This window comes from Flammeovirgaceae bacterium, from assembly GCA_015180985.1.
GTDB lineage: Bacteria > Bacteroidota > Bacteroidia > Cytophagales > Cyclobacteriaceae > UBA2336.
The window spans coordinates 3284753-3309611 of sequence record CP054185.1 but is presented as its reverse complement, the minus strand read 5'-3'; the positions used below and the strand labels follow the sequence as shown (position 1 = coordinate 3309611).

General features: G+C 47.1%; 23 protein-coding genes. 16 read left to right on the top strand and 7 right to left on the bottom strand.

Annotated elements, in window-relative coordinates; all coding sequences use genetic code 11:
• Positions 1-12: 12 nt before the first annotated feature.
• From HRU69_15115 to HRU69_15100, 4 genes are all read right to left on the bottom strand, one after another.
• A complete protein-coding gene (locus tag HRU69_15115) occupies positions 13-894 on the bottom strand; it encodes a peptidylprolyl isomerase (GenBank protein ID QOI98730.1) in 882 nt (293 codons plus the stop codon).
• Positions 895-960: 66 nt separating this feature from the next.
• Complete coding sequence (locus HRU69_15110) at positions 961-2097, bottom strand: DNA polymerase III subunit delta (protein QOI98729.1); 1137 nt, start codon at positions 2095-2097, stop codon at positions 961-963.
• Positions 2094-3281, bottom strand: coding sequence for a GlmU family protein (locus HRU69_15105; protein QOI98728.1), 1188 nt, complete (start codon positions 3279-3281; stop codon positions 2094-2096). The genes HRU69_15110 and HRU69_15105 overlap by 4 nt, the downstream gene beginning before the upstream one ends.
• A gap of 107 nt (positions 3282-3388) precedes the next feature.
• Positions 3389-3640, bottom strand: a complete 252-nt coding sequence (locus tag HRU69_15100; protein QOI98727.1) for a type B 50S ribosomal protein L31 — start codon at positions 3638-3640, stop codon at positions 3389-3391.
• Between the two features lie 130 nt (positions 3641-3770).
• Here HRU69_15100 and HRU69_15095 point away from each other — a divergent pair, with 130 nt between their 5' ends.
• The 8 genes from HRU69_15095 (at position 3771) to HRU69_15060 (ending at position 11430) form a co-directional block, all read left to right on the top strand.
• Complete coding sequence (locus HRU69_15095) at positions 3771-5483, top strand: hypothetical protein (protein ID QOI98726.1); 1713 nt, start codon at positions 3771-3773, stop codon at positions 5481-5483.
• Between the two features lie 3 nt (positions 5484-5486).
• Complete coding sequence (locus HRU69_15090; GenBank protein QOI98725.1) at positions 5487-7307, top strand: ABC transporter ATP-binding protein; 1821 nt, start codon at positions 5487-5489, stop codon at positions 7305-7307.
• 56 nt (positions 7308-7363) lie between these two features.
• Positions 7364-7687, top strand: a complete 324-nt coding sequence (locus HRU69_15085; GenBank protein QOI98724.1) for a hypothetical protein — start codon at positions 7364-7366, stop codon at positions 7685-7687.
• 2 nt (positions 7688-7689) lie between these two features.
• Positions 7690-8265 (top strand): D-sedoheptulose 7-phosphate isomerase, encoded by a 576-nt coding sequence (lpcA, locus tag HRU69_15080; protein ID QOI98723.1) that lies wholly within the window; start codon positions 7690-7692, stop codon positions 8263-8265.
• A gap of 2 nt (positions 8266-8267) precedes the next feature.
• Positions 8268-9806 carry a YifB family Mg chelatase-like AAA ATPase gene (locus HRU69_15075; GenBank protein ID QOI98722.1) on the top strand — a complete coding sequence of 513 codons (1539 nt, stop codon included), beginning with the start codon at positions 8268-8270 and terminating at the stop codon, positions 9804-9806.
• 11 nt (positions 9807-9817) lie between these two features.
• The gene (locus HRU69_15070; protein QOI98721.1) at positions 9818-10249 is read left to right on the top strand and encodes a winged helix-turn-helix transcriptional regulator; all 432 of its coding nucleotides are present in this window, start codon (positions 9818-9820) and stop codon (positions 10247-10249) included.
• A gap of 174 nt (positions 10250-10423) precedes the next feature.
• Positions 10424-10957: a DUF4199 domain-containing protein gene (locus tag HRU69_15065; GenBank protein ID QOI98720.1), complete on the top strand. Its 534-nt coding sequence runs from the start codon at positions 10424-10426 to the stop codon at positions 10955-10957.
• A 14-nt stretch (positions 10958-10971) separates the two neighbouring features.
• Complete coding sequence (locus HRU69_15060) at positions 10972-11430, top strand: DUF1801 domain-containing protein (protein ID QOI98719.1); 459 nt, start codon at positions 10972-10974, stop codon at positions 11428-11430.
• Positions 11431-11580: 150 nt separating this feature from the next.
• Here the strand turns inward: HRU69_15060 and HRU69_15055 are convergent, their stop codons facing one another.
• Positions 11581-12645 carry a hypothetical protein gene (locus tag HRU69_15055; protein QOI98718.1) on the bottom strand — a complete coding sequence of 355 codons (1065 nt, stop codon included), beginning with the start codon at positions 12643-12645 and terminating at the stop codon, positions 11581-11583.
• A 20-nt stretch (positions 12646-12665) separates the two neighbouring features.
• Complete coding sequence (locus HRU69_15050) at positions 12666-13460, bottom strand: RNA methyltransferase (protein ID QOI98717.1); 795 nt, start codon at positions 13458-13460, stop codon at positions 12666-12668.
• A gap of 76 nt (positions 13461-13536) precedes the next feature.
• Here HRU69_15050 and HRU69_15045 point away from each other — a divergent pair, with 76 nt between their 5' ends.
• The 8 genes from HRU69_15045 to HRU69_15010 all read left to right on the top strand — a co-directional run bounded on the left by HRU69_15045 (position 13537) and on the right by HRU69_15010 (position 24439).
• Complete coding sequence (locus HRU69_15045) at positions 13537-14436, top strand: class I SAM-dependent methyltransferase (GenBank protein ID QOI98716.1); 900 nt, start codon at positions 13537-13539, stop codon at positions 14434-14436.
• 109 nt (positions 14437-14545) lie between these two features.
• Positions 14546-16357 (top strand): translational GTPase TypA, encoded by a 1812-nt coding sequence (gene typA / locus HRU69_15040; GenBank protein QOI98950.1) that lies wholly within the window; start codon positions 14546-14548, stop codon positions 16355-16357.
• Complete coding sequence (locus HRU69_15035; protein ID QOI98715.1) at positions 16357-17193, top strand: tetratricopeptide repeat protein; 837 nt, start codon at positions 16357-16359, stop codon at positions 17191-17193. The genes typA and HRU69_15035 overlap by 1 nt, the downstream gene beginning before the upstream one ends.
• A gap of 62 nt (positions 17194-17255) precedes the next feature.
• Entirely contained in the window at positions 17256-18782 is a 1527-nt protein-coding gene (guaA, locus tag HRU69_15030; protein ID QOI98714.1) for a glutamine-hydrolyzing GMP synthase, read from the top strand.
• Positions 18783-18793: 11 nt separating this feature from the next.
• Positions 18794-20530: a hypothetical protein gene (locus HRU69_15025; GenBank protein ID QOI98713.1), complete on the top strand. Its 1737-nt coding sequence runs from the start codon at positions 18794-18796 to the stop codon at positions 20528-20530.
• 9 nt (positions 20531-20539) lie between these two features.
• Positions 20540-22021, top strand: a complete 1482-nt coding sequence (locus HRU69_15020; GenBank protein ID QOI98712.1) for a GAF domain-containing protein — start codon at positions 20540-20542, stop codon at positions 22019-22021.
• 108 nt (positions 22022-22129) lie between these two features.
• On the top strand, positions 22130-23188 hold the full coding sequence (locus HRU69_15015; protein QOI98711.1) for a hypothetical protein: 1059 nt from the start codon (positions 22130-22132) through the stop codon (positions 23186-23188).
• Between the two features lie 12 nt (positions 23189-23200).
• Entirely contained in the window at positions 23201-24439 is a 1239-nt protein-coding gene (locus HRU69_15010) for an imidazolonepropionase (GenBank protein QOI98710.1), read from the top strand.
• Here HRU69_15010 and HRU69_15005 read toward each other — a convergent pair.
• Positions 24436-24843, bottom strand: coding sequence for an OsmC family protein (locus HRU69_15005; GenBank protein QOI98709.1), 408 nt, complete (start codon positions 24841-24843; stop codon positions 24436-24438). The genes HRU69_15010 and HRU69_15005 overlap by 4 nt on opposite strands.
• Positions 24844-24859: the final 16 nt, after the last annotated feature.

Below are 24859 nucleotides of genomic sequence, written 5' to 3'. Positions count from 1 at the left end.
GGTATCAGGTGTTTATTTGCTTGCCGGATATTTATATCCGTACAGTTTTTCGATTTTTGATTTCGGCATTTCTTCTACGGTAATCATCATCCGCACATCGCTCACAGGCCGGTCGCCCGGGCCTTTTTCTACAGCCGCAATTTTGTCAATTACCTCCAACCCGCTGATGACTTTGCCGAAAACTGTGTACTCACCATCCAGGTGCGGTGCACCGCCCGTTGTTTTGTATGCCTGTTTTTGTTGATCTGAAAATTTAAAGGGGGTATAACTTTTCCTGGCCTGCGCAATAAGTGTATCGGCATTCTCAAAAAATGAGCTGAGCCAGGCGCCATCGCCAGCTGTTTGCTTTTGTATTACCATATCCTTCACCGAGGCATATTCGGGCATAAACAGTACTTCGCGCAGCGCCATGTTTTTGCGTTGGTACTGCATACCCTGTTCCAGTTGTACAAGTTCTTCATCGGCAAAGCGCTTGCCCTGAACAATGTAAAACTGGCTGCCGCTGCTGGCTTTTGAAGGATTGACGTTATCGCCCAGTCGCGCTGCCGACAGTGCCCCTTTTTCATGAAAGTATTGGGGTTTGAATTCCGCCTCAACGGTGTAGCCTGGACCTCCGTTACCGAGGTTCTGACCGGGTGTGGCTTTTTTTGAGTTCGGGTCACCGCCCTGAATCATAAAATCCTGTATAACGCGGTGAAACAACAGGCTGTCATAAAATTTTTCTTTGGCCAGTTTAATGAAGTTTTGTTTGTGTTTTGGGGTTTCATCATATAAGATGGCCACCATGTTACCAAAGTCGGTTTTAATGGTAACTACATAATCGGTTGACTTATTCTGGGCGCAGCCTGTCATGATAAAGATTAGGGTAATTAGTGTTATAAGAATCCGGTTCATAAGGATACAACGAGTTAGCGCGCAAAAATAGGGATTTTATTGTGATGCCTCCGAAGGAGTTTAAATTCACTTACGGATAACCTCCGCCAACTGCAATGACAGATCGAGAAAGATCATTTTGGCACTGCCGTTCCGTTCCAGGTAGTAAGCGGCATCATTCATCAGTTTAACTGATCGTTCAATTTTTTTCAGGTTCATTACCTCCGTAAATTTTGTAATCCGTTTTCGTTCTTCATCGGATACCCGGTGAAGTTCATGTGCTCCAAATTTTGCTACCAGTGTTTCGCGCATCATGGCCAGGCTGTATTGCAGCAGGTGCTGCTGCCTGAGCCGATCGGCTTCGTGGTATTCTTCGGCCATCGCCAGCAGGGTGGCATAATTCTTCAGGTAGCAGGCCACCATCCAATCGAAAAAAAATTGGGTATGCCGGTCTTCTTCTTTCTCCAGTAGTTGCAGGGCCAGGCCCGGATCGCCTTCGGCCAGTTGGGCAATCCGTGCAGCGCGTTTATGTTCAATGCCTTGCTGCATGAGGTAATCGGTAACCTCCGAATCGGTTAGCAACGGAATGGTAACTCGTTGAGTACGCGAAACAATGGTGGGGAGTAACTTATCGCTTGCATTCGTGGCCAGTATAAAGTGCGTGTGAGGCGGGGGTTCTTCTAATACTTTTAATATACTGTTGGCCGCAGCCGTGTGCATGAACTCCGGGCACCAGATGATGACCACCTTGTATTTACTTTCGAAGGGTTTCAGCGAAAGTGTTTTTATCATCTCACGACTTTCTTCCGTGGAGATGATGGCCTGTTTGTCTTCGCCACCGTAGTAGAGCGTCCAGTCATCCGGCATCGCGAAGGGTTGTTCAAGTAAAAAGTTGCGCCATAATTTCCGAAGTTCGGCTTTCAACGTCTCGTCATCACCGGAGCCTTTTATTTCTTTTGATCGCTTCATATTTCCTACCGGAAATACAAAATGCGTATCGGGATGGATGTATTTCAAACTTTTGGAGCAGGCGGCACAACTACCGCATGCATCTTCGCCTTTGTTTTCGCAATGCAGGTAAGCGGCATAGGCAAGTGCCATCGGTAAAACCAGCGCACCAGGGCGGCCGGCAAATAATTGGGCATGGGCCATGTGATTATGCTGAATGCCTGTTATCAACAGTTTTTTTGTGCGGGCCAGGCCGGGTATTGAGTTAAACTTCATTTCTTTTCCCAAATGCGGTTAATGGCAGTGTCGTTGAAAATGGTTTTCAGAATTTCTTTGTCGGTATCATCCAACACCAAACCCCTTCGAACCATCACTTTTTCAGCCGTTTCAAATGCTTTGGCGAGTTGAAACGTGGTAAACCCGCTGGCACCGCCCCAGGCAAACGAGGGAATAAAGTTGCGCGGAAATCCATCCCCAAAAATATTGGCCGATACGCCCACCACCGTGCCGGTGTTGAACATGGTATTAATGCCGCACTTGCTGTGGTCGCCCATCATCAGTCCGCAAAATTGAAGGCCGGTGTTGGCAAATCCGCTTTTGGCATAACTCCATAGCTTTACGTTTTCGTAATTGTTTTTCAGGTTGGAAGTGTTGGTGTCGGCACCCAGGTTACACCATTCGCCAATTACCGAGTTACCGAGGAACCCATCGTGTGCCTTGTTGGAGTACCCGAAGATAACGGAGTTGCTGATTTCACCGCCCACCTTACAATACGGGCCGATGGTGGTATCGCCACGCATTTTAGCGCCCATGTTTATGTGCGAACCTTCACCGAGCGAAAAGGGTCCTTTAATCAGGGCCCCTTCCTGTATAACTGTGTTTTTGCCAAGATAGATAGGCCCCTCCTCGGCATTCAAAACGGCTGCACGCAGGTGCACTCCGCTTTCTAAAAAAATGTTTGCTTGGTTGTAAACGCGGGTGTGCGGATCGGTAATGGGTTCACTCTTGCGCCCGCTGGTTATCAGGCTGAAGTCGCGCCTCAGTTCGGCAGCAGTGTGTTGAAAGATTTTCCAGGGCTGATCGATCAGGGTAGCATCGGGTGCATAGGGTTTAAAATTAATTACCGAAACGGCTTCCGGGGTTGCTTTTGCCGAACGGAAGGCGAGCACCATATCATTTTTTTTCAACCCTTCGCCATCCTTCAGTCCGGTTACCGCTGTTAGCAGTGAGTTGTCGGGGCAAACGGCCCCATTAACGAGCAGGTTATCAGAGGCAATGCTAACCGGAAATTTTCGTGAGAGGTAATCGTTGGTGAGGTATGAAGCCTGCGTGTTCAGCAGGCGCTCCCATTTTTCGGTAATTGTTAAAATTCCAACACGTATTTTGGCTACCGGCCGGGTAAATGTAAACGGCAGCAGATTGATGCGGATGGCCGGTTCATCAAACAGTATCAGGTTCATGCAGTAAATATAGACCTCCGGCTGTAAAAATCGGTTGAACTGCCACAGCCGGCCAATAAAAAACCCTGACGGGAGCCGTCAGGGTTTAAGCATATAAGAAGAAGTAATTAAGAAGATTTCTTTTGGTATTTTTTCTGGAATTTCTCCACCCGTCCGGCCGTATCAACAAACAGCTTTTTGCCGGTAAAGAAGGGGTGCGAGGCAGAACTTACTTCGATTTTTACCAGAGGGTACTCTTTGCCGTCCTCCCACTTGATTTTTTCCTTCGATTTGATGGTGGAGCGGGTCAAAAACTTATAATCGCTCGAAGTATCGTAAAAAACAACTTCCTGGTAGTCTGGGTGAATATCCTTTTTCATCGCGTTTGTACTGTTTTCCTTAAAAAGGGACTGCAAAGATAAGCGCAAATCGAGGAAATTCAAGCCATTGCCCTGCTTTTTTGGGACAACCGAAGAACCTGCGTATTTTGCTCAGATTCGTTTGGTTTTAATGACTGCACGCCTGCTTTTTACCTTCCTGGCACCTTTTGCTGTTCTTGCCCAGAGCAGCTATGCCCCGTTAAACGAGGCTTATTACCACGGTATAGACCGGTACGAAATAAAGACCGGCCGGGTACTGCCGCAGGTGTTCACTTCGGTAAAGCCGTATAAGCGGTCGGACATAGCCGCCCTTGTGGATACGATTGCCTACCTTGAAGGCTTTACATCCACAGCTGACCTGTTTAACCGCGATTATTATAACAACGACAACTGGGAGTGGTCGCGCCCTGAAAACAACGCCAGCCGCAAGCCTTTTCTGAAGCATTTTTATCAACAGCAGTCGGATTTTTTCGCTGTGGATGAACCCGTTTTCGACCTGCATGTGAATCCGGTGCTTTACGTGGGTGCCGGTAGCGATTCGCGCGTTAACGACATGCTGTTTACCAATACCCGCGGGGTAGAAGTTCGTGGTATGATTGATAAAAAAGTAGGCTTTTACAGTTACCTGACGGATAACCAAATGCGTTTGCCTGCTTATGTTAATGAATATGTGGCGGATACAATTAATAGCCATCCGGTAATTCCTCATGAAGGATTCTGGAAAACATTTAAGGAAAACCAGGGGTATGATTTTTTGCAGGCGCGGGGTTACATCACCTTCGAAGCCACCCGACACATTAACCTGCAGGTTGGTCATGACCGTTTCTTTATCGGTAACGGATACCGCTCGCTGATTTTTTCAGACTTTTCTCCACCAGCCTGGTTTGTAAAAGGCAATGTGAAGGTGTGGAAGTTGAATTATTTCTTCAGCACCTTTCAGATGACCGGTGATGTGCGTGGCGATACCGGAGGGCTTAAATCAGTGAGTGGGGGATACCCGCAAAAGTTTACAGCTTTGCATCACCTGAGCATTAATGTGGGTAAAACGTTAAACCTGGGATTTTTTGAAGCCGTGGTATTTAGTGCAGATGACTCCACCGGCTCAACTCCCTTTCGCCTGGATTATCTTAACCCGGTTATTTTTTATCGGGCCATTGAACAACAAAATGGCAGCAGCGATAACGTAATTCTGGGATTTGATTTTAAATGGAATGTTCATCCGGAAGTTCAACTTTACGGCCAGTTTGTGCTGGACGAATTTGTGTTGAATAATATCAAAGACGGTAACGGCTGGTGGGCCAATAAATTTGGTATTCAGGTCGGAGCCAAATACATTGATGCATTTGGCATCGATAATCTTGATTTTCAGGTTGAAACCAACCTGGTGCGGCCCTACACCTACTCCCACAATACCTTGTATGGCAGCTACTCGCATTACCGGCAATCGTTGGGGCATCCGCTGGGGGCAAATTTTTATGAAGGTGCCGGCATCATCCGGTATCAGCCATTCCCACGGCTCCAGCTTGTAGGCAAACTGGTTCATACCATAACCGGACGGGATTCGACCGGGCTGAATTTTGGCGGGGATATGCTGAAGGACAATGCAACCCGGAACAACGGAACCACGGATAAAGACTATGGCAACTCTGTTGCCCAGGGTTTTCAGAATAATATAACGTTCGGATCATTGTCGGCTTCGTGGATGCTGAAGCATAACCTGTTTATTGACCTGCAATTAACAATCCGGCAAAGCCGGTGTGACCTCGCCTTTTACAACAACAACTCAACTATAACTTCGTTAGCTTTGCGCTGGAATATCCCGCAACGCCTGTACGAATTCTGATTCATGAAGATTTACTTCCGTATTTTAAACTACGCACCTAATCTTATACCCCGGCTTATCCAGTTTTTTTTGTTTTCCATACTGGGTGTGTTATTCAGTGCTTCTTACCTCGGGTTAATTATGCCCATGTTGGAAGTGCTCTTTTCCCAGGATGTTGCCGCTGCTGTACCCGCCCCGCCCGAAGCTTCCTTTTCGGTGGGGTATGTTACCGGTTTATTTAAATACCAGTTTGCAAAAATTATTGCCGAAGAGGGTCGCATCAACGCATTACTTTTTGTTTGCATTCTTATTGTTGTGGCCGTTTTCCTGGCCAATATGTTTCGGTACATGGAACGGATGACAGCTTCCCGCATCAAGGTGGATATCGTTAAGGGTATGCGGGTTCATCTTTTTCAGAATGTATCGCGCCTGCACATCGGGTACTTTAATCACCAGCGTAAGGGCGATTTGATATCACGCTTCACCAACGACATCAGCGAGGTAGAAACAGCGGTTGTTAACAGTTTAAAGAGTGTGTTAAAAGAGCCGATTACCATTGTCGTGTACTTTATTATTCTCTTCGTTATCTCGGTTAAGCTAACGCTGTTTACCCTCATTCTGCTTCCGGTTACTGGCGGCATCGTTGCAGAAATTATTAAACGGTTACGCAGAAAGGCAAAGCAAAGCCAGGAGGCGATGGGCCGTATTGTTAATATTCTGGATGAAACCTTTAGCGGTATGCGGGTTATTAAAGCGTTTAATACCCGCGATTTCATTCTGAAAAAAATTGATAATGAAACAAGTTATCACCGTAAAGTTAATTTGTCCATCTCAAGAAAGAACGAACTATCCTCTCCCTTGTCGGAATTTCTTGGTGTGATTATAGTTGCTGTAATTATGTATTACGGTGGCCAGCTTGTGATGGCCGGGGATGGTTTAAAACCTCAAGTATTTATGGGTTTTCTTGCCTTTTATGCTTCGCTTATTCAACCGGCAAAAAACTTTTCCAACGGCATTACCTCCCTGCAAAAGGGAACGGTTGCAGCCGAGCGGATTTTTGCGGTAGTGGATTTGGAGCCGGCCATTCAGAATAAACCCGGGGCGCTGCCGGTAGCCGACTTTAACGATTGTATCGAATTTAAAAACGTAAGTTTTGCTTACGAAAAGGAACCTGTTCTTAAAAATATTTCACTCAAAATCGAAAAGGGTAAAACCATTGCTCTGGTGGGGCCATCGGGAGGAGGTAAATCCACCCTGGCCGATTTGGTACCCCGGTTTTACGATCCAACAGAAGGATCCGTTCTGCTTGACGGTGTTGACCTTCGCGATTGTGAGTTGGAATCGTTACGGAAACTGATTGGTGTGGTAACCCAGGAATCTATCTTGTTTAACGACACCATATTCAACAACATTGCCTTTGGTATGCCCAATGTAAAAGAAGAAGATGTGGTAAATGCGGCCAAAGTGGCTAATGCACATGATTTTATTTCGGCCACCGAAAACGGATACCAGACTTTTATTGGCGAACGGGGCTCAAGACTATCGGGCGGGCAACGCCAGCGAATAGCCATTGCGCGGGCGGTGTTAAAAAATCCGCCCATATTAATTCTGGATGAAGCCACATCGGCATTGGATTCTGAGTCCGAGAGGCTTGTACAGGATGCCTTAACCAACCTGATGAAAAACCGCACCAGCATTGTTATTGCCCACCGGCTTAGCACCATTCAGCATGCCGATGAGATTATTGTTATCCAAAACGGCCATATTGCCGAGCGCGGACGGCACGATGAATTGATTGCTCAAAGCGGATTGTACCGTAAACTCAGCGAGATTCAAAAGGCCTGATGCTTCCTTTTGCCTTTGTGTCAAAAAAGTTAAGTTTGTTGCCCAATAACAGTTTTATGATGAAGAAAAACCGGCTGATTTTCTATGCTGTATTTGGTGTACTGCATCTGTTCATCTTTCTTTTCAGTTTATATATGGACAGCCAGAAAGAGAATTTTCAGTTCCTCATCCAAATGCAGGGAAAAATCTGGATGCTGAAGTACGGCTCCCTTATATTACTGATGATGTTTGCTACAAATGTAGTGTTGCATTACCGCGATAACCGGAGAAATAGTGCAGAAAAAGAAAAACTGACAACCGAACTCAACACATTAAAAGCCAAGCTTTACGATTTGAACGAGGCAAAATCTTCTGCCGGCCAGACAAATTCTTCGAAGTAACCATGGATACACGACATATCATCACCACCGAACTGCAACAGGCGGCCACGGTACTCGATAACTTTTTAAAAGAGCCTACCAATTACCTCCGCATAGATGAAGCCGCAAAGGTAATGGTACAAGCAGTGAATAACGGAGGCAAGATCATCGCCTGCGGTAATGGAGGTTCACATTGCGTGGCTATGCATTTTGCCGAAGAGCTAACCGGTCGCTATCACGAAAGCCGCACACCCGTTCCGGCCATTTCCATCTCCGACTCCGGCCACATCACCTGCGTAGGCAATGAGTATGGATTTGATTACATCTTTTCAAGGTTTATCGATGCACTGGGAACCCCCAATGATGTACTGCTGGCCATCAGCACCAGCGGCAACTCACAGAACGTAGTGCTGGCGGCCCAGGCTGCTAAAAAGAAGGGAATGAAAGTGGTAGCCCTTACAGGTAAAAATGGCGGCAAACTGGCAGCGCATGCCGATGTGGAAATTCGTGTGCCCCACTTCGGCTATGCCGACCGGATTCATGAAATCCACTATAAGATAGTGCACATCCTTATTTTGCTTATCGAAAAACAAGTGTAACCATGTTGGCCAAAACCTACGGTTGTGCAGTACAGGGGGTTGAGGCGCGAAAAATTACCGTAGAGGTACGTGTAGGCCAGGGCCTGCGCTTTCACATGAGCGGCTTGCCCGATACAGCCGTAAAAGAAAGCGAGCACCGGGTTGAATCGGCCATTAAGCAATTTCAGTTTTTTATGCCACGCGAAAAAACCGTGGTTAACCTGGCGCCTGCCGATATCCGAAAAGAAGGTTCAGCGTATGACCTGCCCATTGCGCTATGCATCCTGCAAGCCTCCGGCCAGGTGACAATTGATCAACTGGAAGACTACCTCATCATGGGGGAGCTTGCTTTGGACGGTACCCTTCGCCCGATTAAGGGAGTTTTGCCCATCGCCATCCAGGCCCATAAGGAGAGTTTCAAAGGCTTCATCCTTCCAAAAGACAATGCGCGCGAAGCAGCCATCGTAGATGGTTTGAATGTGTATGGTGTAAGTTCGTTAAAAGAGGCCGTTGATTTTCTTCAACGGAAAATTTCCATTGAGCCGGTGCACCTGGATACCCGGCAGGTCTTTGCTTCGCAAGTCAATGAGTACGATGCCGATTTCAGCGATGTACAAGGGCAGGAGAACATCAAGCGGGCAATGGAAATTGCCGCAGCCGGTGGCCATAACGTAATTATGATAGGTCCGCCCGGTGCCGGGAAAACCATGCTGGCTAAACGGTTGCCTTCCATCTTGCCTCCGTTAACCCTTCAGGAAGCGCTGGAGACGACCAAGATTCATTCAGTGGCCGGAAAAATCGGGCGTGATACCGCACTTATCGCTACACGTCCCTTTCGTTCGCCCCATCATACCATTTCGGATGTTGCCCTGGTGGGTGGTGGCGGCAATCCACAGCCGGGCGAAATTTCGCTGGCACACAATGGCGTGTTGTTTCTGGATGAACTTCCCGAATTTAAGCGCACTGTGTTGGAAGTGATGCGCCAGCCAATGGAAGACAGGAAGGTGACTATCTCACGCGCGAAAGTTTCGATTGATTATCCGGCCAGCTTTATGCTGGTAGCCAGCATGAACCCTTGCCCTTGCGGCTATTACAACCATCCCGAAAAAGAATGCGTGTGCGGGCCGGGCGTTGTTCAGCGTTACCTCAGTAAGGTAAGCGGGCCGCTGTTGGATCGAATTGATCTGCATGTTGAAGTAGTGCCTGTTAGTTTCGATGAAATGACAGCCAACCGGAAAGTGGAGACCAGCGCAGAAATCCGTGAACGTGTGGTAAAGGCACGGGCGATTCAATCCGATCGCTTCAGCGATCAGAAAAGCATTTACTGCAATGCCATGATGCCCTCGAATATGGTTAAAGAAGTTTGTCAGATTAATGAGGCTGGAAGAGTGCTGCTGAAAACCGCTATGGAAAGGCTTGGTTTATCGGCTCGCGCGTATGACCGGATACTGAAAGTATCGCGTACGATAGCTGATTTAGCCGGAAGTGCAGAGATAAAAACAGAGCACCTGGCCGAAGCCATTCAGTACCGCAGTTTGGATCGCGAGGGATGGGCGGGTTAAATCGGGTGGTTATGAATCGGACAATCCTAATTTACGGTTTAGTGCTTGCGGTTGCTATTGCTCTGCTTAAGTTGCTGGAATACCGCTTTTTTTACCGGCAACTTTCGGTAGAGATTTACATAGGTATAATAGGGTTGTTGTTTACCATACTAGGCATTTGGGTTGGTCAGAAAATAACCCGCAGAAAAAAAGTAGTTGTAGCAGCATCAGCAGGTAATTTCATATTGAATGAGGAGGTTCTTGCCAGAACCGGCATCAGCAGGCGAGAATATGAAGTACTGGAATTGGTGGCACAAGGGCTTTCAAATCAGCAGATTGCCGACAAACTGTTTATTTCACTTAATACGGTTAAAACCCATATGGCTAATTTGTTTTTGAAGTTGGATGCAAAAAGACGCACACAGGCTATTCAACAGGCTAAGAGGCTTAGGTTGCTGCCTTGAAATAACCTCAATCGGCAGTCTAACTTTCAGTAATTTACAACCACTAAACTCTGCTATCAATGGTTATATATACCCATCCTACTTTCGGGTTATCCTGGTTGTACACTTGCATTTCATACTTTCGGGCGATTGTTATTCAGACGCTTCTGGGTTGTTTTGAGGCAAAAAATTAAAATGAAAAAGGTTATTATCACGTACGGACTTATTTCAGGAGCTATTGTATCTGTAATGTTATTTGTAAGCATGCCCTTGTTTCAGAGGGGTTTATTGCATCATGATAATGGCATGTATGTGGGGTTCGCTTCCATGATCATTGCCTTTTCACTGATTTTTTTTGCGATTAAGTCATACCGGGATAAATATCTTAACGGCTCCATTTCCTTCGGCATGGGTTTTACTGTTGGGATTTTAATAACACTTATCGGCTCGGTAGTGTATGCCGTGAGCTGGGATATTATTGTTCGTACAATGTGGCCGAACTTTGCCGAATGGTACAACCAGTTGCAGTTGGAGCAATTATCAAATAAAGGGGTTTCAGATCAGGAAATAGCAGAGGCAAAACTTGAGATGGAAAAATTTGCATCTATGTATGCAAACCCGTTCATCCGGTTTGGTTTTACCGTGATGGAGATATTTCCGGTAGGGCTAATTATAACCATTATTAGTGCAGGTGTGCTGCGAAAGAAGGATTTTCTCCCGGCCGAATAACTAATAAAATCACAATGCAATCAAAAGCAAAAACTGTTAATGAGTACCTCAAATCATTACCGCCTGACCGCCAGGCGGTAATGAAGAAATTAAGGAGGCTGGTAGCCGACACTATCCCAAAAGGATTTGAGGAGGTAATGCAATACGGAATGATAGGCTATGTTGTGCCGCACAAACTCTATCCTGCGGGGTACCACACCAACCCCAATGAGCCGCTGCCCTTTATCTGCCTGGCTTCGCAGAAAAATCATATCGCTCTCTACCACATGATGGTCTATCAGGGAAAATTGCATGATTGGTTTGTTTCGGAATGGAAAAAGGTATCCTCTAGAAAATTAGATATGGGTAAATCATGTATCCGTTTTAAGAATCCGGATGATATTCCCTTTCCTCTTATTAAGGAACTTGTGTCGAAGGTTACACCTGCCCAATGGATTGAAGTTTACCAAAAATCGGTAAACAGAAAAAAGTAACTAGAGGCCATCTCAAAAATCAGGCTAACCACAAAGTAGCACAGAGAAAGCACAAAGGTCACAAAGAAAGAGTTCAGTATATTGTGTTTCTCCATGTTCTTTGTGTGTACTTAGTGGCCTTTGTGGTTAAGTTTATTTTTGAGATGACCTCTAAGGACTAATCAACGGCAACTGAAAGAGGTTGTCCCAGGCAGCGAGGGCGGGCTTGGGGTTAAGTTCCTTATCCACCATACCTAAAAATGCAAAGAACCGGATGTTGTCGTTCACTTCGGGTGGAAGAGCCGGTAAATCAATATCGGTAAACACGAGTTGAAAATACGCGGTTGCATTTGCGTTATTGAGTAATTTATGATGGTGAGCGATATAATCGCGTTGTTTTTCGGGTGAACTGGTTATGGTAAAGGGAGGAATGTTGATGGGCTCAGAGGTCCACCCGCCTTCAGAAACAAATACGGCAATATTTTTCCCTTCTATCAGTCGGGTATAATAATTGGCAGGCAGGTCATTTGGGGAGTTCCACCCGAGATACGGATAGGAGGAGAGCCCCAGTTCTTCAATAAACGGGAAGTCGGTGAAATCCTGTGCTATGCCCCGGTAAGTTCCACCGCCCAGGTTGCCCCAGGCGTAATCAACCTGTACGCTGATACTTAAATTAGTTTCCGGGTGAAGGCTGCTAATTTGGGTCGCGGCATCGGCAGCAGCTTGTTTCACGCCATTATAGATGGCCGCTGGCGCTCCATCACGGATGAGGTTGGTTTCGAGGGCAAGGCCAAGGTGTTCGGGGTTTAGTACGCTGTCCATCACTACTACAAAGCGTTTGTAGAGGGCCTGAATCTCCGGTTCGGCAATGCTTCGGCCGGCTGCAACAAGTTCCTGCGCATCCGAAGAGCGATCGAGTCCGTTCTGCGGATCGATATAAACCCACAACTCAAATCCTTTGCTTCGGTAGTAGTCAGCCAAAGCTTTGTAGTTGTCAACCACAAAGCTTACGGGGTTGTGTCCGGCCAGCAGTTCTTCCCAGGGAGGCTCGGTGGTAATCATAGCCGCATCGGCCCGTTCGCTCCACAGCAGCAGCGATTGTATAAAGAGGTCGAAGTCATCAAACCGGGGAGCCGAGTTCTGAAAACCCATTTTGTAGGTGCGGTGCTGATGCGTTTCATTATCGGAACAGGCTGTTAGAAGCAGCAAGGAGATTACCCAGGTAAATTTTTTCATAGTTGTGTAATCTGATTGGTTTACGTGCTGCGTTGCCTTCTTGCTTCAAATACCACCACCGCTGCCGAGGTGGACACGTTCATCGAATCAATTTTACCATGCATGGGTATAATGATGTTGGTATCCGAATTTTTAATCCATATTTCCGAAAGGCCCGTAGCTTCAGTGCCCATTACAATTGCACAGGGTTTGGTAAAATCAACCTCGGTGTACGGCTTTGATGATTTTAAGTATGTACAATATATTGCCAACTCATTTTTTTTCAGCCACCGGATAGTTTCTTCGCTGGTGGCGCTGGCGAGTTGTTTGGTGAAGATGCATCCGAGGCTCGACCGGATAACATTCGGATTGTAAAAATCGGTAAGCGGGTCACAGCTAATCACGGCATCCACTCCGGCTGCATCGGCTGTGCGCAGAATGGCGCCCAGGTTTCCGGGTTTTTCCACAGCCTCCAGAACAAGTACCAGTGGATTTTTAGATAATCTAATCTGCTCCAGTCCGTGCGGTTTCATTTCAGCAACGGCTATCACGCCTCCGGAGTTTTCGCGTACGGCAATTTTATCAAATACCGGCTTGGTAACACGGGCAAGAAATTTGTCAGCCAGGCCGAGTGCCTTCAGATCAGTTGATGAAATAAGATCTTCGCAGAAAAACAGGTTGCCTATTTTGTAGCCGGCTTCAAGCGCAAGCATAAGTTCCATTCTTCCCTCAATGGTAAAAAGCTGCTGCTTCCTGCGTTCGCGTGGTTTCTCCAGCGAAAGCAGGCTTTTTATTTTAGGGTTGTGGACGCTTGAAATAAGGTCACCCGATTTCATCCGGTGGCGTATAAAAATTTTAACTTTCGGAAAGTTGCTAAATAAACCTGAAACCAGAAACCTTGAACTTTAACCCTTGAGCCCTAAACTCCTGCATCCTTCCTCCTGGACCGACTACGAACTGATAGACTCGGGCGATGGTGAAAAACTTGAACGGTTCGGAAAGTTTACGCTTATCCGGCCCGAACCGCAGGCTATCTGGAGCAAAGTGTTGCCTGAAAAGGAATGGACATTGCTTGCCCATGCCCGTTTCGACCGGGAGCAGAAAGACCGGTTCAGGTTTACCGATGAGGTAAAAGGGGGTTGGAAAAAAATCAAACCGATGCCTGAAAGCTGGCAAGTGCACTACTCTCACAATCAACTTCAACTCACCCTGCGCCTTGCACTAACCGGGTTTGGCCATGTGGGAATTTTTCCGGAACAGGGCTCTAACTGGAATTTTATTTTTGATACACTGAATGCGTGGAGTTTGCCAAAAGTCCGTGTGCTTAATTTGTTTGCCTATACCGGGGCAGCCTCGGTAGTGGCCCGCATGGCCGGTGCCGAAGTAACCCATGTGGATGCCTCGCGCCCCGGGCTGAACTGGGCCAACCAGAATATGCAACTTAACAACCTGGCCGACATCCGCTGGGTATATGAAGATGCGTTCAAGTTTGTAAAACGCGAAGTAAAACGCGGCAACAAATACAACGGCATTATTATGGACCCGCCTCCTTACGGCCGCGGACCGGAAGGCGAGAAGTGGACCCTGCAGGAGCAACTCAACGAACTGGTACACTTAAGCAGCGAACTGCTGGAAAAGAAAAATTGCTTTTTCATTTTGAATATGTATGCGGTTGGCCTGTCATCGCTGGTCGGATTAAACGTTGCCAAATCGTATTTCCCAACTGTATCATTCGAGTGGGGAGAGTTTTTCTTAAAATCGAAACAGAACCGCGATTTACCGATGGGTACCTTCCTTCGCTTTGCAGGTTAATGTGTTAGTGCAATCCTTTTGCGTGGCCTGTCAAACCTTGGGCCTTATTCGTTATCTTTGCGCCCTTAATTAAGTAAGATTCAATTTTTTGAGCGGATTTCGAGGATTTATGGACGTAAACAAAATCAGAAACATTGCCATTATTGCCCATGTTGACCACGGCAAAACAACGCTGGTGGATAAAATGCTTCATGCCGGCCATCTTTTTAAAGACCATGAAAACCCGGGCGAACTTATCATGGACAGCAACGAGCTGGAACGTGAGCGCGGCATCACCATTTTAGCAAAAAATGTTTCCGTACGATACAAGGATTACAAGATTAACATCATTGATACCCCCGGCCACAGCGATTTCGGAGGCGAGGTGGAGCGTGTACTGAATATGGCCGATGGCTGCCTGTTGCTGGTGGATGCCTTTGAAGGCCCAATGCCGCAAACCCGGTTTGTATTGCAAAAGGCATTACAGCTTGGCTTAAAGCCTATTGTTGTAATTAACAAGGTGGACAAAAAGAATTGTACACCTGATGAAGTACACGAGCAGGTATTCGACCTGATGTTTGCACTGGATGCCACCGAAGACCAACTGGATTTTCCTACCTATTACGGCTCGGCCAAGCAGGGGTGGATGAGCACCGACTGGAAGAAGCCGACAACGGATATTACACCTTTGCTTGAGGGCATCATTAAATACATTCCCGCTCCGAAAGTGGAAGAGGGAACAACCCAATCGTTAATTACCTCATTGGAATATTCATCTTATATCGGTCGTGTGGCCATTGGTCGTATGCACCGCGGGGTGTTACGGAGCGGGCAGCCGGTGGCGTTGGTTAAGCGCGACAGCAAAGCAGTTGTAAAAACGCGCATCAAAGATTTGTATGTGTTCGAAGGCTTTGAAAAGCAAAAGGTGGAAGAGGTAAAGTCCGGTGAAATATGCGCCATGGTGGGGCTGGAAGGTTTTGAGATTGGCGATACGGTGGCCGATCCGGAAAAGCCCGAGGCCATGAAGTCTATCGCCATTGATGAGCCTACCATGAGCATGCTATTCACCATTAATAATTCGCCTTTTTTCGGTAAGGAAGGAAAGTTTGTTACCTCGCGTCATATTAAGGAACGTCTTGACAGGGAGTTGGAAAAGAATCTGGCGCTGCGGGTGGGTGATTCGGGCTCAGCCGACAGTTTTGTGGTGTATGGCCGCGGGGTATTGCACCTGTCGGTACTCATCGAAACCATGAGGCGCGAAGGGTATGAGTTGCAGATTGGCCAGCCGCAGGTAATTTTTAAAGAAATTAACGGTGTACGTTGCGAGCCGGTTGAAGAACTGACCATTGACTTACCTGAAGCCGATGCCGGCAAGGCCATCGAAACGGTGTCCATCCGCAAAGGCGAAATGACCAACATGGAGCCGAAAGGCGACAGGATGATTTTAAAGTTTGTAATTCCATCGCGTGGAATCATCGGGCTGCGAAATTATTTATTGAATGTTACTGCAGGGGAGGCAATCGTTACCCATCGCTACAAAGAATATCAGCCTTATAAAGGCGAAATACCGGGCCGGATAAACGGGTCGCTCATTGTTATGGAAGAAGGCGAAGCTATACCCTACAGTTTGCACAACCTGCAGGATAGGGGCAAGTTCTTTATTGAGCCGGGTGAACCGGTGTACGAAGGCCAGGTAATTGGCGAACACAGCCGCGCGGGCGACCTGGTGGTGAACGTTACCAAAACCAAGAAGCTTACCAACATCCGCGCATCCGGTGCCGATGAAAAAATGAAAATTGCACCACCCATAAAATTTTCACTCGAGGAAGCATTGGAGTACATCCAGTCGGATGAATACGTTGAAGTAACCCCCAAATCCATCCGGTTGCGCAAGATCCTGTTAAAAGAAAACGACCGCAAGCGCGAACGTAATAAAGGCTGATGATGCGCAGACTCCTGTTATTTATCCTGGTTCTTTCAGCATCGGTTGTTTATTCACAACAAAAATGGAGCGCCCTTGAAACCGAAGGGGATACGCTGCTAAACAACCAGCAGTTTCTTCAGGCTATCGGCAAATACAACAAAGTTGTAAGCCTTCAGAAAAAGGCAAAGTATTCGGGCACTTCGTTGGTCAGGTATAAAAGGGCTGTTTGTCTTTATTACCTGCAGGAGTTTAACCTTGCTCTGGCCGACCTGGATGCCTTTATTCCTGCCAATCCATCATTTTACCAGGCGCGGTTGCTTCGTGCCTTTATCTACCGTGAGCTTGGCGATCCTGAAAAACAGCTTATTGATATTAATGAAGTACTAACCTCTGACCCATGGAACGTTGACTTGTTAAAATGGCGTGCCGGTGTTATGCTTGAAACAGGCGAGTATGCCAAGGCGCAGGCCGATTTGCTTAAAGTACAGGAGATTCGTACCGATGAAGAAGTTGAATTGTACCTGGGCCTTACCTGGTACTACCTCGATAATCCGGATGAAGCGCTGAACCAGTTTAATAAGGCTATCGAGTTAAACGGAGGTTATGCCCCGGCTTACCAGTATGCAGGAATTTTGTGTATTGAACAGGATGCCTACGAACTTGCTCTTACCTATGTTGACCTGGCCTTGCGCCTTGAACCAGGCAATACACAGTTAACCTTTTACAAGGGAATCGCGCTGGTAGAAACCGGCAAAAACGATGAAGGCTGCCGGCTGCTAAACAAAGCCTTTTATGCGGGTATTGATGATGCCGCGGGGTACCTGATGAAATTCTGCTACCAGGTTGAGGATTAACCGGTTGCAATAATTCGGTTACCGGTCGTTTGGCAGGCGTAATTGCCCTGCTATTTTTGCACATGCCTGAGCAGGTCCTCATTCTCGATTTCGGTTCGCAGTACACCCAACTTATTGCACGCAGGGTGCGCGAACTTAACGTGTATTGCGAAATTCATCCCTACAACAAAATCCCACCCATAACCGGGCAGGTAAAGGGTATTATTTTGTCCGGCAGCCCATGCTCGGTTCGCGATGAAGGCGCTCCGGATGTGGACCTCAGCCGGTTTGGCAACCTGCCGGTGCTGGGCGTTTGCTATGGTGCGCAGCTCATCGCCCACAAAAACAAGGGTACCGTGTTGCCCTCGCATACCCGCGAATACGGAAGGGCCCGGCTTACCACGGTTGACCACCACAGCGACTTGCTGAAAGAAATTTCATTGGACACGCAGGTGTGGATGTCGCATGCCGATACCATTGCCCAGGTGCCTGATAATTTCCAGGTTATTGCCAGCACACCATCGGTTAAGGTGGCGGCCTACCAGGTAACCGGAAAAAAGATTTTTGGCATCCAGTTTCATCCTGAAGTGACCCATACCGTTGAGGGTAAAAACCTGCTGCGCAATTTTGTGGTGCATATTTGCGGTTGCGCACAAGACTGGACGCCTGATCAGTTCGTTGAATCAACAATCGTTGAACTAAAAAGCAAACTTGGCAACGACCAGGTGGTGATGGCGCTTTCCGGTGGCGTTGACTCAACTGTAGCCGCAACACTCATTCACCGCGCCATAGGCAAAAACCTGCATTGCATATTTGTTGATAACGGGCTGCTTCGGAAAGATGAATTCAGCCAGGTGCTGAAATCGTATGAGGGAATGGGCCTGAATATTAAGGGTGTTGATGCCCGGCAGAAATTTTATTCAGCATTGAAAGGATTGAGCGATCCGGAAGCCAAACGCAAGGCCATTGGCAAAACATTTATTGATGTGTTCGATGAGGAAGCGCATGCCATAAAGGATGTGAAGTGGCTGGGTCAAGGCACAATTTATCCCGATGTGATTGAATCAGTATCTGTTAAAGGCCCTTCTGCTACCATTAAATCGCATCACAATGTGGGTGGCTTGCCCGAAACCATGAAACTAAAAGTGGTAGAGCCATTAAATACCTTGTTTAAAGATGAAGTGCGGCTGGTAGGTAAAACACTGGGAATTGATCCGGCTATTTTAGGAAGGCATCCGTTTCCGGGGCCAGGTCTTGGAATTCGGATTCTGGGCGAGATAACCGAAGCAAAGGTAAAAATACTGCAGGAGGTAGATGCTATTTTTATTGAAGCGCTGAAACAACAAGGTCTTTATAATACCGTTTGGCAGGCGGGCGCAGTTTTATTGCCGGTACAGTCGGTAGGGGTAATGGGCGATGAACGCACCTACGAACAGGTTGTTGCTTTGCGTGCCGTATCCAGCACCGATGGCATGACGGCCGATTGGGTACATTTGCCCTACACCTTTCTGGCCGATGTATCGAGCGATATTATTAACCGGGTGAAGGGTGTAAACCGGGTGGTGTACGACATCAGTTCAAAGCCCCCGGCAACTATTGAGTGGGAGTAAAAAGTTGCATCATGACACAACGCATCGTACTACTTTTTTGCATGGTATGGCTGGCAGCCTCCATCAACTTGCCTGCCCAGGTTAATTACCAGCAACAGTATGCCAGCGCCAAAGCGTTGTTTAAAGAAGGGCGGTATAACCTGGCGATGGAGTCGTTCAAGCCCTTGATTCAGTACGATGCCAACAATCCGTTTTCAGAGTATGCATCATTTTTTTACGCGATAAGTGCGTATCATCAGGGCTATCGTTCGGTAGCCAAAGATATGCTCATGCAGGTTAAATCCCTTTACTCCACCTGGGATCAACTCGATGAAGTAAACCTGTGGCTGGCAAAAATTTATTTTGATGGAGGCGAGTACTTCCAGGCCTTGCAGGCATTGGCACAAATTAAAAGCGGAAAACTGGCTAAAGAGCAGGCTGCCCTTAAACGAAGTCATCTTGCGGCCGTTACCGATGCGGAGGCGCTGAAGCGCATGCATGAAAGTTATCCGAATGATGAAATTGTGGGCGATCGGCTGGCCCGGGTAATTGCCCAATCAAACCAACCCGATGACAAGACTTTGCTGGATAAGCTCATCGCCAAATTCAAGCTAAAGAAATCTGATTTTGTGGATGAAGTTCCTCCTACTGTGCATAAAGAAATTTACAGTGTATCCGTCCTTTTTCCGTTTCTGGTAAACACACTGGAGCCCACGCCCCAGCGAAAACGCAACCAGTTTGTACTTGATTTATACGAAGGTATGAAGCTGGCAGTTGATACACTGGCTAAACAAGGCGTTAAAATCAGCTTGCGCGCATACGATACCGAACGCAACGCGGAAAAGATAAAAGAGCTTTTAACCAAAGAGGAGATCAGAAATACCGATCTGATTGTCGGGCCGTTGTTTCAGGAAGAAAATAAACTGGTACAGGATTTTTCGCGTGCCAACCGGATTAACCTGTTTAACCCGGTAAGCAATAATTTCGATCTGGTAAAAGATAATCCCTACGGGTATTTATTCCAACCCTCACTTGAATCACTGGGATCAAACTCGGCTGAGTTCCTCGACTCATATAAACTTAAAAATAAAAAGTGCATGGTGTTCTTTGGCGAAACCAGGCGCGACTCGGTGCTGGCCATGAGCTTTCTGAAACGCGCTGCCACTACGGGGCTTACTATCATGCAGATAGAACGTGTAAGCCGTTCGGAGTCAGCTAAGATTATGTCCATCCTGGCAACACCAACGGAGTTTGATGAATTTAAGTATCCCAAGCAATTCAGCCTGCCCAAAGACAGCCTGGGCTGCGTGTTTGTCGCTTCGGATGATCCGTTGATTTACACCAAGGTCATCAGCAGCATAGAAGCCCGCAAAGACTCGGTCACAATTTTAGGGTCCGAAGCATGGCTTGACCAGACTGCGGTTGATTTTGAAAAATACCAGCAGTTGGGCATTGTTTTGTTTGCCTCTAATTTCACAGCAGTAACCAATCCGGCCTACCAGGCCTTTCAGCGTAAGTTTATACGTACGCACGGCAGGGTATCAACAACAAATCCGTATTCGGATTACGCCAAACTGGGGTATGATTTTATGTTATTTGTTGGTAATACATTGCACAAGTATGGTGTTTATTTTCAGGATGCCCTCGTGCGTCAAAAATTTACCGGGTACCTTACCGAAGGATATGATTTTCAGCAGGCGCGCGATAACCAGTTAGTTCCGTTTGTACAATTTCGGTCAGGAGAGTTAACATTGATTGATAAAAAATAACCTTGAAACGTGCTAAAGGCGATTAAGAAATTAAATCCGATACACCGTGCTACGGGCATCCTGGCATTCAGCGGGCTTGTGATTGTGGTTTTAATGGCATTGGCTGTACGGCACATCCGTACCGGGTATGCGCAAACAGCGGCCTGTAATAACCTGATTATGGAATGCAGGCAGGTGCTGGCAACCGGACAACTGCATTATGATCGGATTGCCGATTCAAATCAGCCACGGGCGATGGAGGATGAGGTGCTTAAGCCGCTAAGCAGGATAATTCATAACCTGGAAGCATTTTATGCGGGAGATCGCCCGCCCGGTTTTGATTTACCTGAGCCGGATGAAGACACCCGGGTTTTGATTAAAAATTTTCTGTACGATGTACAGCGAATAAGTACTGGTATAAACCAGCAGCGGCAGGCAGGAACGTTCGTAAAATCGGAAATTGATAATGCATTTGAGCAGGCCTCCCATTCGCTTGATCGGTTAGCCGGCTTGTTGGCTGTACAGGTAAAAGCAATTTCAGTTCGCATGCAATCAGTTTCACTGCTTATGCTGGTGCTGTTGGCCGGAGTTTTTACCATAAGTGTTTTCATGTATTTCCGATCCAACCGACAAAAGAATAAACTAATAAAACTCACTGCCTCCAGTCTGGAAGAGGAGAAAAGCCGCGTTGATACACTTTCGCGTTTTATTGAAGCTATTTCCAACGGTGATTACTCAGTTGCTATTGGAACGGATGATAAAAGTGGTTTAACTGCTCGGCTTTTAAGTATGCGGGATAACCTCAAAGCCAATGCCGATGAAGATGCCCGGAGGAACTGGGCAACCCAGGGCCTCGCTCAAATTGGTGAGATTCTCCGTGAGACAGGTAATGCTGCAGCGTTGTATGATAAACTCATTAAGTTTGTTGTAAACTATACCGGCAGCAACCAGGGTGGTTTGTTTTTGCTTAATGATGATGATGAACATCATCCGTTTCTGGAACTTGTATCGGCTTATGCGTTTGAACGAAAAAAATTTATCTCCAAACAGGTTGATATCGGTCAGGGCATGGTGGGGCAGTGTTATCAGGAAGCCGACCGGATTTTTCTGACCAAATTACCCGAAGAGTATGTGCACATTACATCGGGCCTTGGCGGAGCCACGCCCACCTGCCTGTTACTGGTGCCGCTAAAGGCCAACGACAAAGTATATGGCGTATTGGAGTTGGCCAGTTTTAAGCAATTGGCAGAACATCAAATCCGGTTGATAGAAAAGTTTGCAGAAAGTATAGCCGCAACGGTTTCTGCGGTTAAAATAAACGAAAGTACGCGCATGCTGTTGGAACGCACCCAACAGCAAGCCGAAGAGATGCGGGCCCAGGAGGAGGAAATGCGTCAGAATATGGAGGAACTTTCGGCTACCCAGGAGGAAATGGCCCGTAAGGAGCGTGAATACATAAAGCGTATTTCCGAATTGGAAGAACAGGTTAACAGCAAGGCCACAGCAGGTTAAAATTCAGCAAAAACGCCTTTTCTATTACATCAGCCCGGCCGGTACCTATTACGTAATCGCTTGATTCCGTATAAATTCCGTATTTTTACCTTCCATAATGCTTTTAAAATGATCAGCAATCAGCGGTTTATCATTTTTTGCCTGCTTCTGTTGCCTTTTGCGGGTTATGCCCAGGGCGAACGCAAAGACAAAACAGCAGTTACATACGAGGAAATTTACGATGAACCTTATTCGGTAAATAAGCTGTTTGTGCACCTGCAGCCCCTCTATGGCGAAGTGTTTGCCACCAACGTCAACGCGGGCTTCGGTTTGGAAGCCAACTACTACCTGCGCGACAAGGTTGATTTTAAGGCACACTTCAGAAAAACGTACAGTAAAAGTTTTTACGACTATTCACGCGACCTGGCCGCAAAAACTTCGGATGTCGATAACCGTTTCGAGGTGTTTAACTACTACGAATTCGGGTTTACCTATCACGTAAAAGATTTTGATGAAAGCTCGAAGACAAAAATGTTCCTGTACAAAAGCAGCTACAAGGGTAACAAATGGGCTGCGCGCGTACCGTTAACTGCCGAGGTGCCCTGTAAGGTTCGTAAAATTTACGGAGCCCGGCTGGGCGGCATCATCTGGGATAGTTCAACCGACCTGAACCGTGCAATGGAAAACCAGGGACTATCGTATTCGGATTTCAGAAGTTCAGACGGTATCCTCCTTTCCGATTTCACCACCGATGCCAACCTTTTCAGCAACATCTCTTCCAGAGGGCTTTACCTGGGTGGTTCGATGACGTGGATTCGTAACGTTGCCGTTAGCTTTGATAAGTTTGAAGCCGGTGTGGACGACCTCATCCTTACAGTTTTTGCCGATTTGATGTTTGCGCCTTCGCTTGCATTGGACAATATTGTATACACACCTGTTGACTCCAACTCCGGTTTACCTATCCTCACCGAACAGCGATCGTATGATGTAAGTGCTGTTAACCTGAAGAAGTTCGGTTTCCGTGCCGGCATCGAAGGTAAATTTAACCGGCAATTCAGCTGGGCCTATGGCGGTGAAATCGGTTACCGCCCCAGCATTGAGGGTAAAACCTTTTATGCGCTCTTAAAGATCAGCTTCCCGGTATTTGGCTCGAACCTCGACTATGGTGTTGAGGCATTTGGAAAATAATTCTGTACCCTTGTGACCTGCGATTTACTGATCCTGAATAGTAAAGGATTAGTACAGGTTCGCGAACATTGGAAAGGCCCTGTACGCGGCAGTGCCATGGCCGAACTCCCTGTGCTCGCTGATGCTTACCTGACGGTTTCCAACGGATTGATTTCCGGTTACGGCCCCATGCAGGAACTTCCGGCTTCCATCCTGCCGGCAGCAACGATAGATGCATCAGGCCGGTTTGTATTTCCTGCTTTTGTTGATTCGCATACCCACCTGGTATTTGCAGCCAGCCGCGAGGAGGAGTTTGTTATGAAAATTCGGGGAGCCACCTACGAAGAGATTGCCAAAAGAGGCGGAGGAATACTTAATTCTGCAAAAAAACTTCAACAGCTTTCGGAAGATGAATTGCTTAATCGCTCCATCGGTCGTGCCTGGGAGATCATCCGTTCAGGAACGGGTGCAGTAGAAATTAAAAGTGGTTACGGGCTTACCGTGCAAGACGAACTGAAAATGTTGCGGGTGGCCAGGCGCATCGGTCGGGAAACTCCATTAACGGTTAAAACCACTTTTCTCGGTGCACACGCGGTACCTAAAGAAACATCCAAAACCAAGTACATGGATCTGATTTTAAACGAAATGATTCCAGCTGTAGCAGCTGAGAACCTGGCCGATTACATTGATGTATTTTGCGAGCAGGGCTTTTTTACACCGGAAGAAACTGAACGGATTGTTGAACGAGGAAAAGAGCATGGCATGAAACCCCGCATCCATGCCAACCAGCTGCACCGGTCGGGCGGGGTGCAGGTAGGTGTTAAAACCGGGGCGTTGAGTGTGGATCACCTGGAGAACATCGGGGAGGAGGAAATCAATTTACTGAAGGGTACAAGTGTAATGCCCACCGCGCTTCCGGGGGCTGCGTTTTTTCTCGGCCTTCCGTTTCCTCCGGCAAGAAGAATGCTTGAAGCCGGGCTGCCACTGGCCATTGCGTCTGATTACAATCCCGGCAGTTCACCCAGCGGCAATATGCCCCTGATGGTTGCCCTGGCATGTATTAAAATGAAAATGACACCCGAAGAGGCAATCAATGCGGCCACCCTTAATACCGCTTATGCGCTTGAGTTGGATGATGTGATGGGAGCGGTGACGGTTGGAAAAAGAGCAAATCTGGTTATTACCAGACCCATGCCTTCGCTGGCTTATCTGCCGTATGCGTATGGCAGTAACCTGATTGAGTCGGTTCTTGTTGACGGAAAACTTATTTAATCAGTCCGCTTTACTTCTACCGAATAAGTAATCTTACTGTTGAGTGTTGCTGCTACGGAACAATATTTTTCGAGCGAAAGCGAGGCTACTTTATTCAGTTCATCTTCGTTTACATCGGGCGAGGTGATGATGTATTTGCAATGGATGTCAGTAAACCTGCGCGGAGCATCTTCCTTTCGAGCCCCGGTGGTTTCAATAACAAAGTCGATAATTTTTTTCTTGCGCTTTTTAAGTATCAACACAATGTCCACTGCGCCACAGGCCGCGAGCGAAGACAGCAGCAGTTCAACAGGCGATTGATTGATTTTCAATGATGCCTCACGCATATCAATCCTTACAGTATGGCCTGAACCATTGGAAGCCTCATATACTTCATCTTCCAGCATGCGTGTTATAATCTTCATAATCTGAATGGAATGC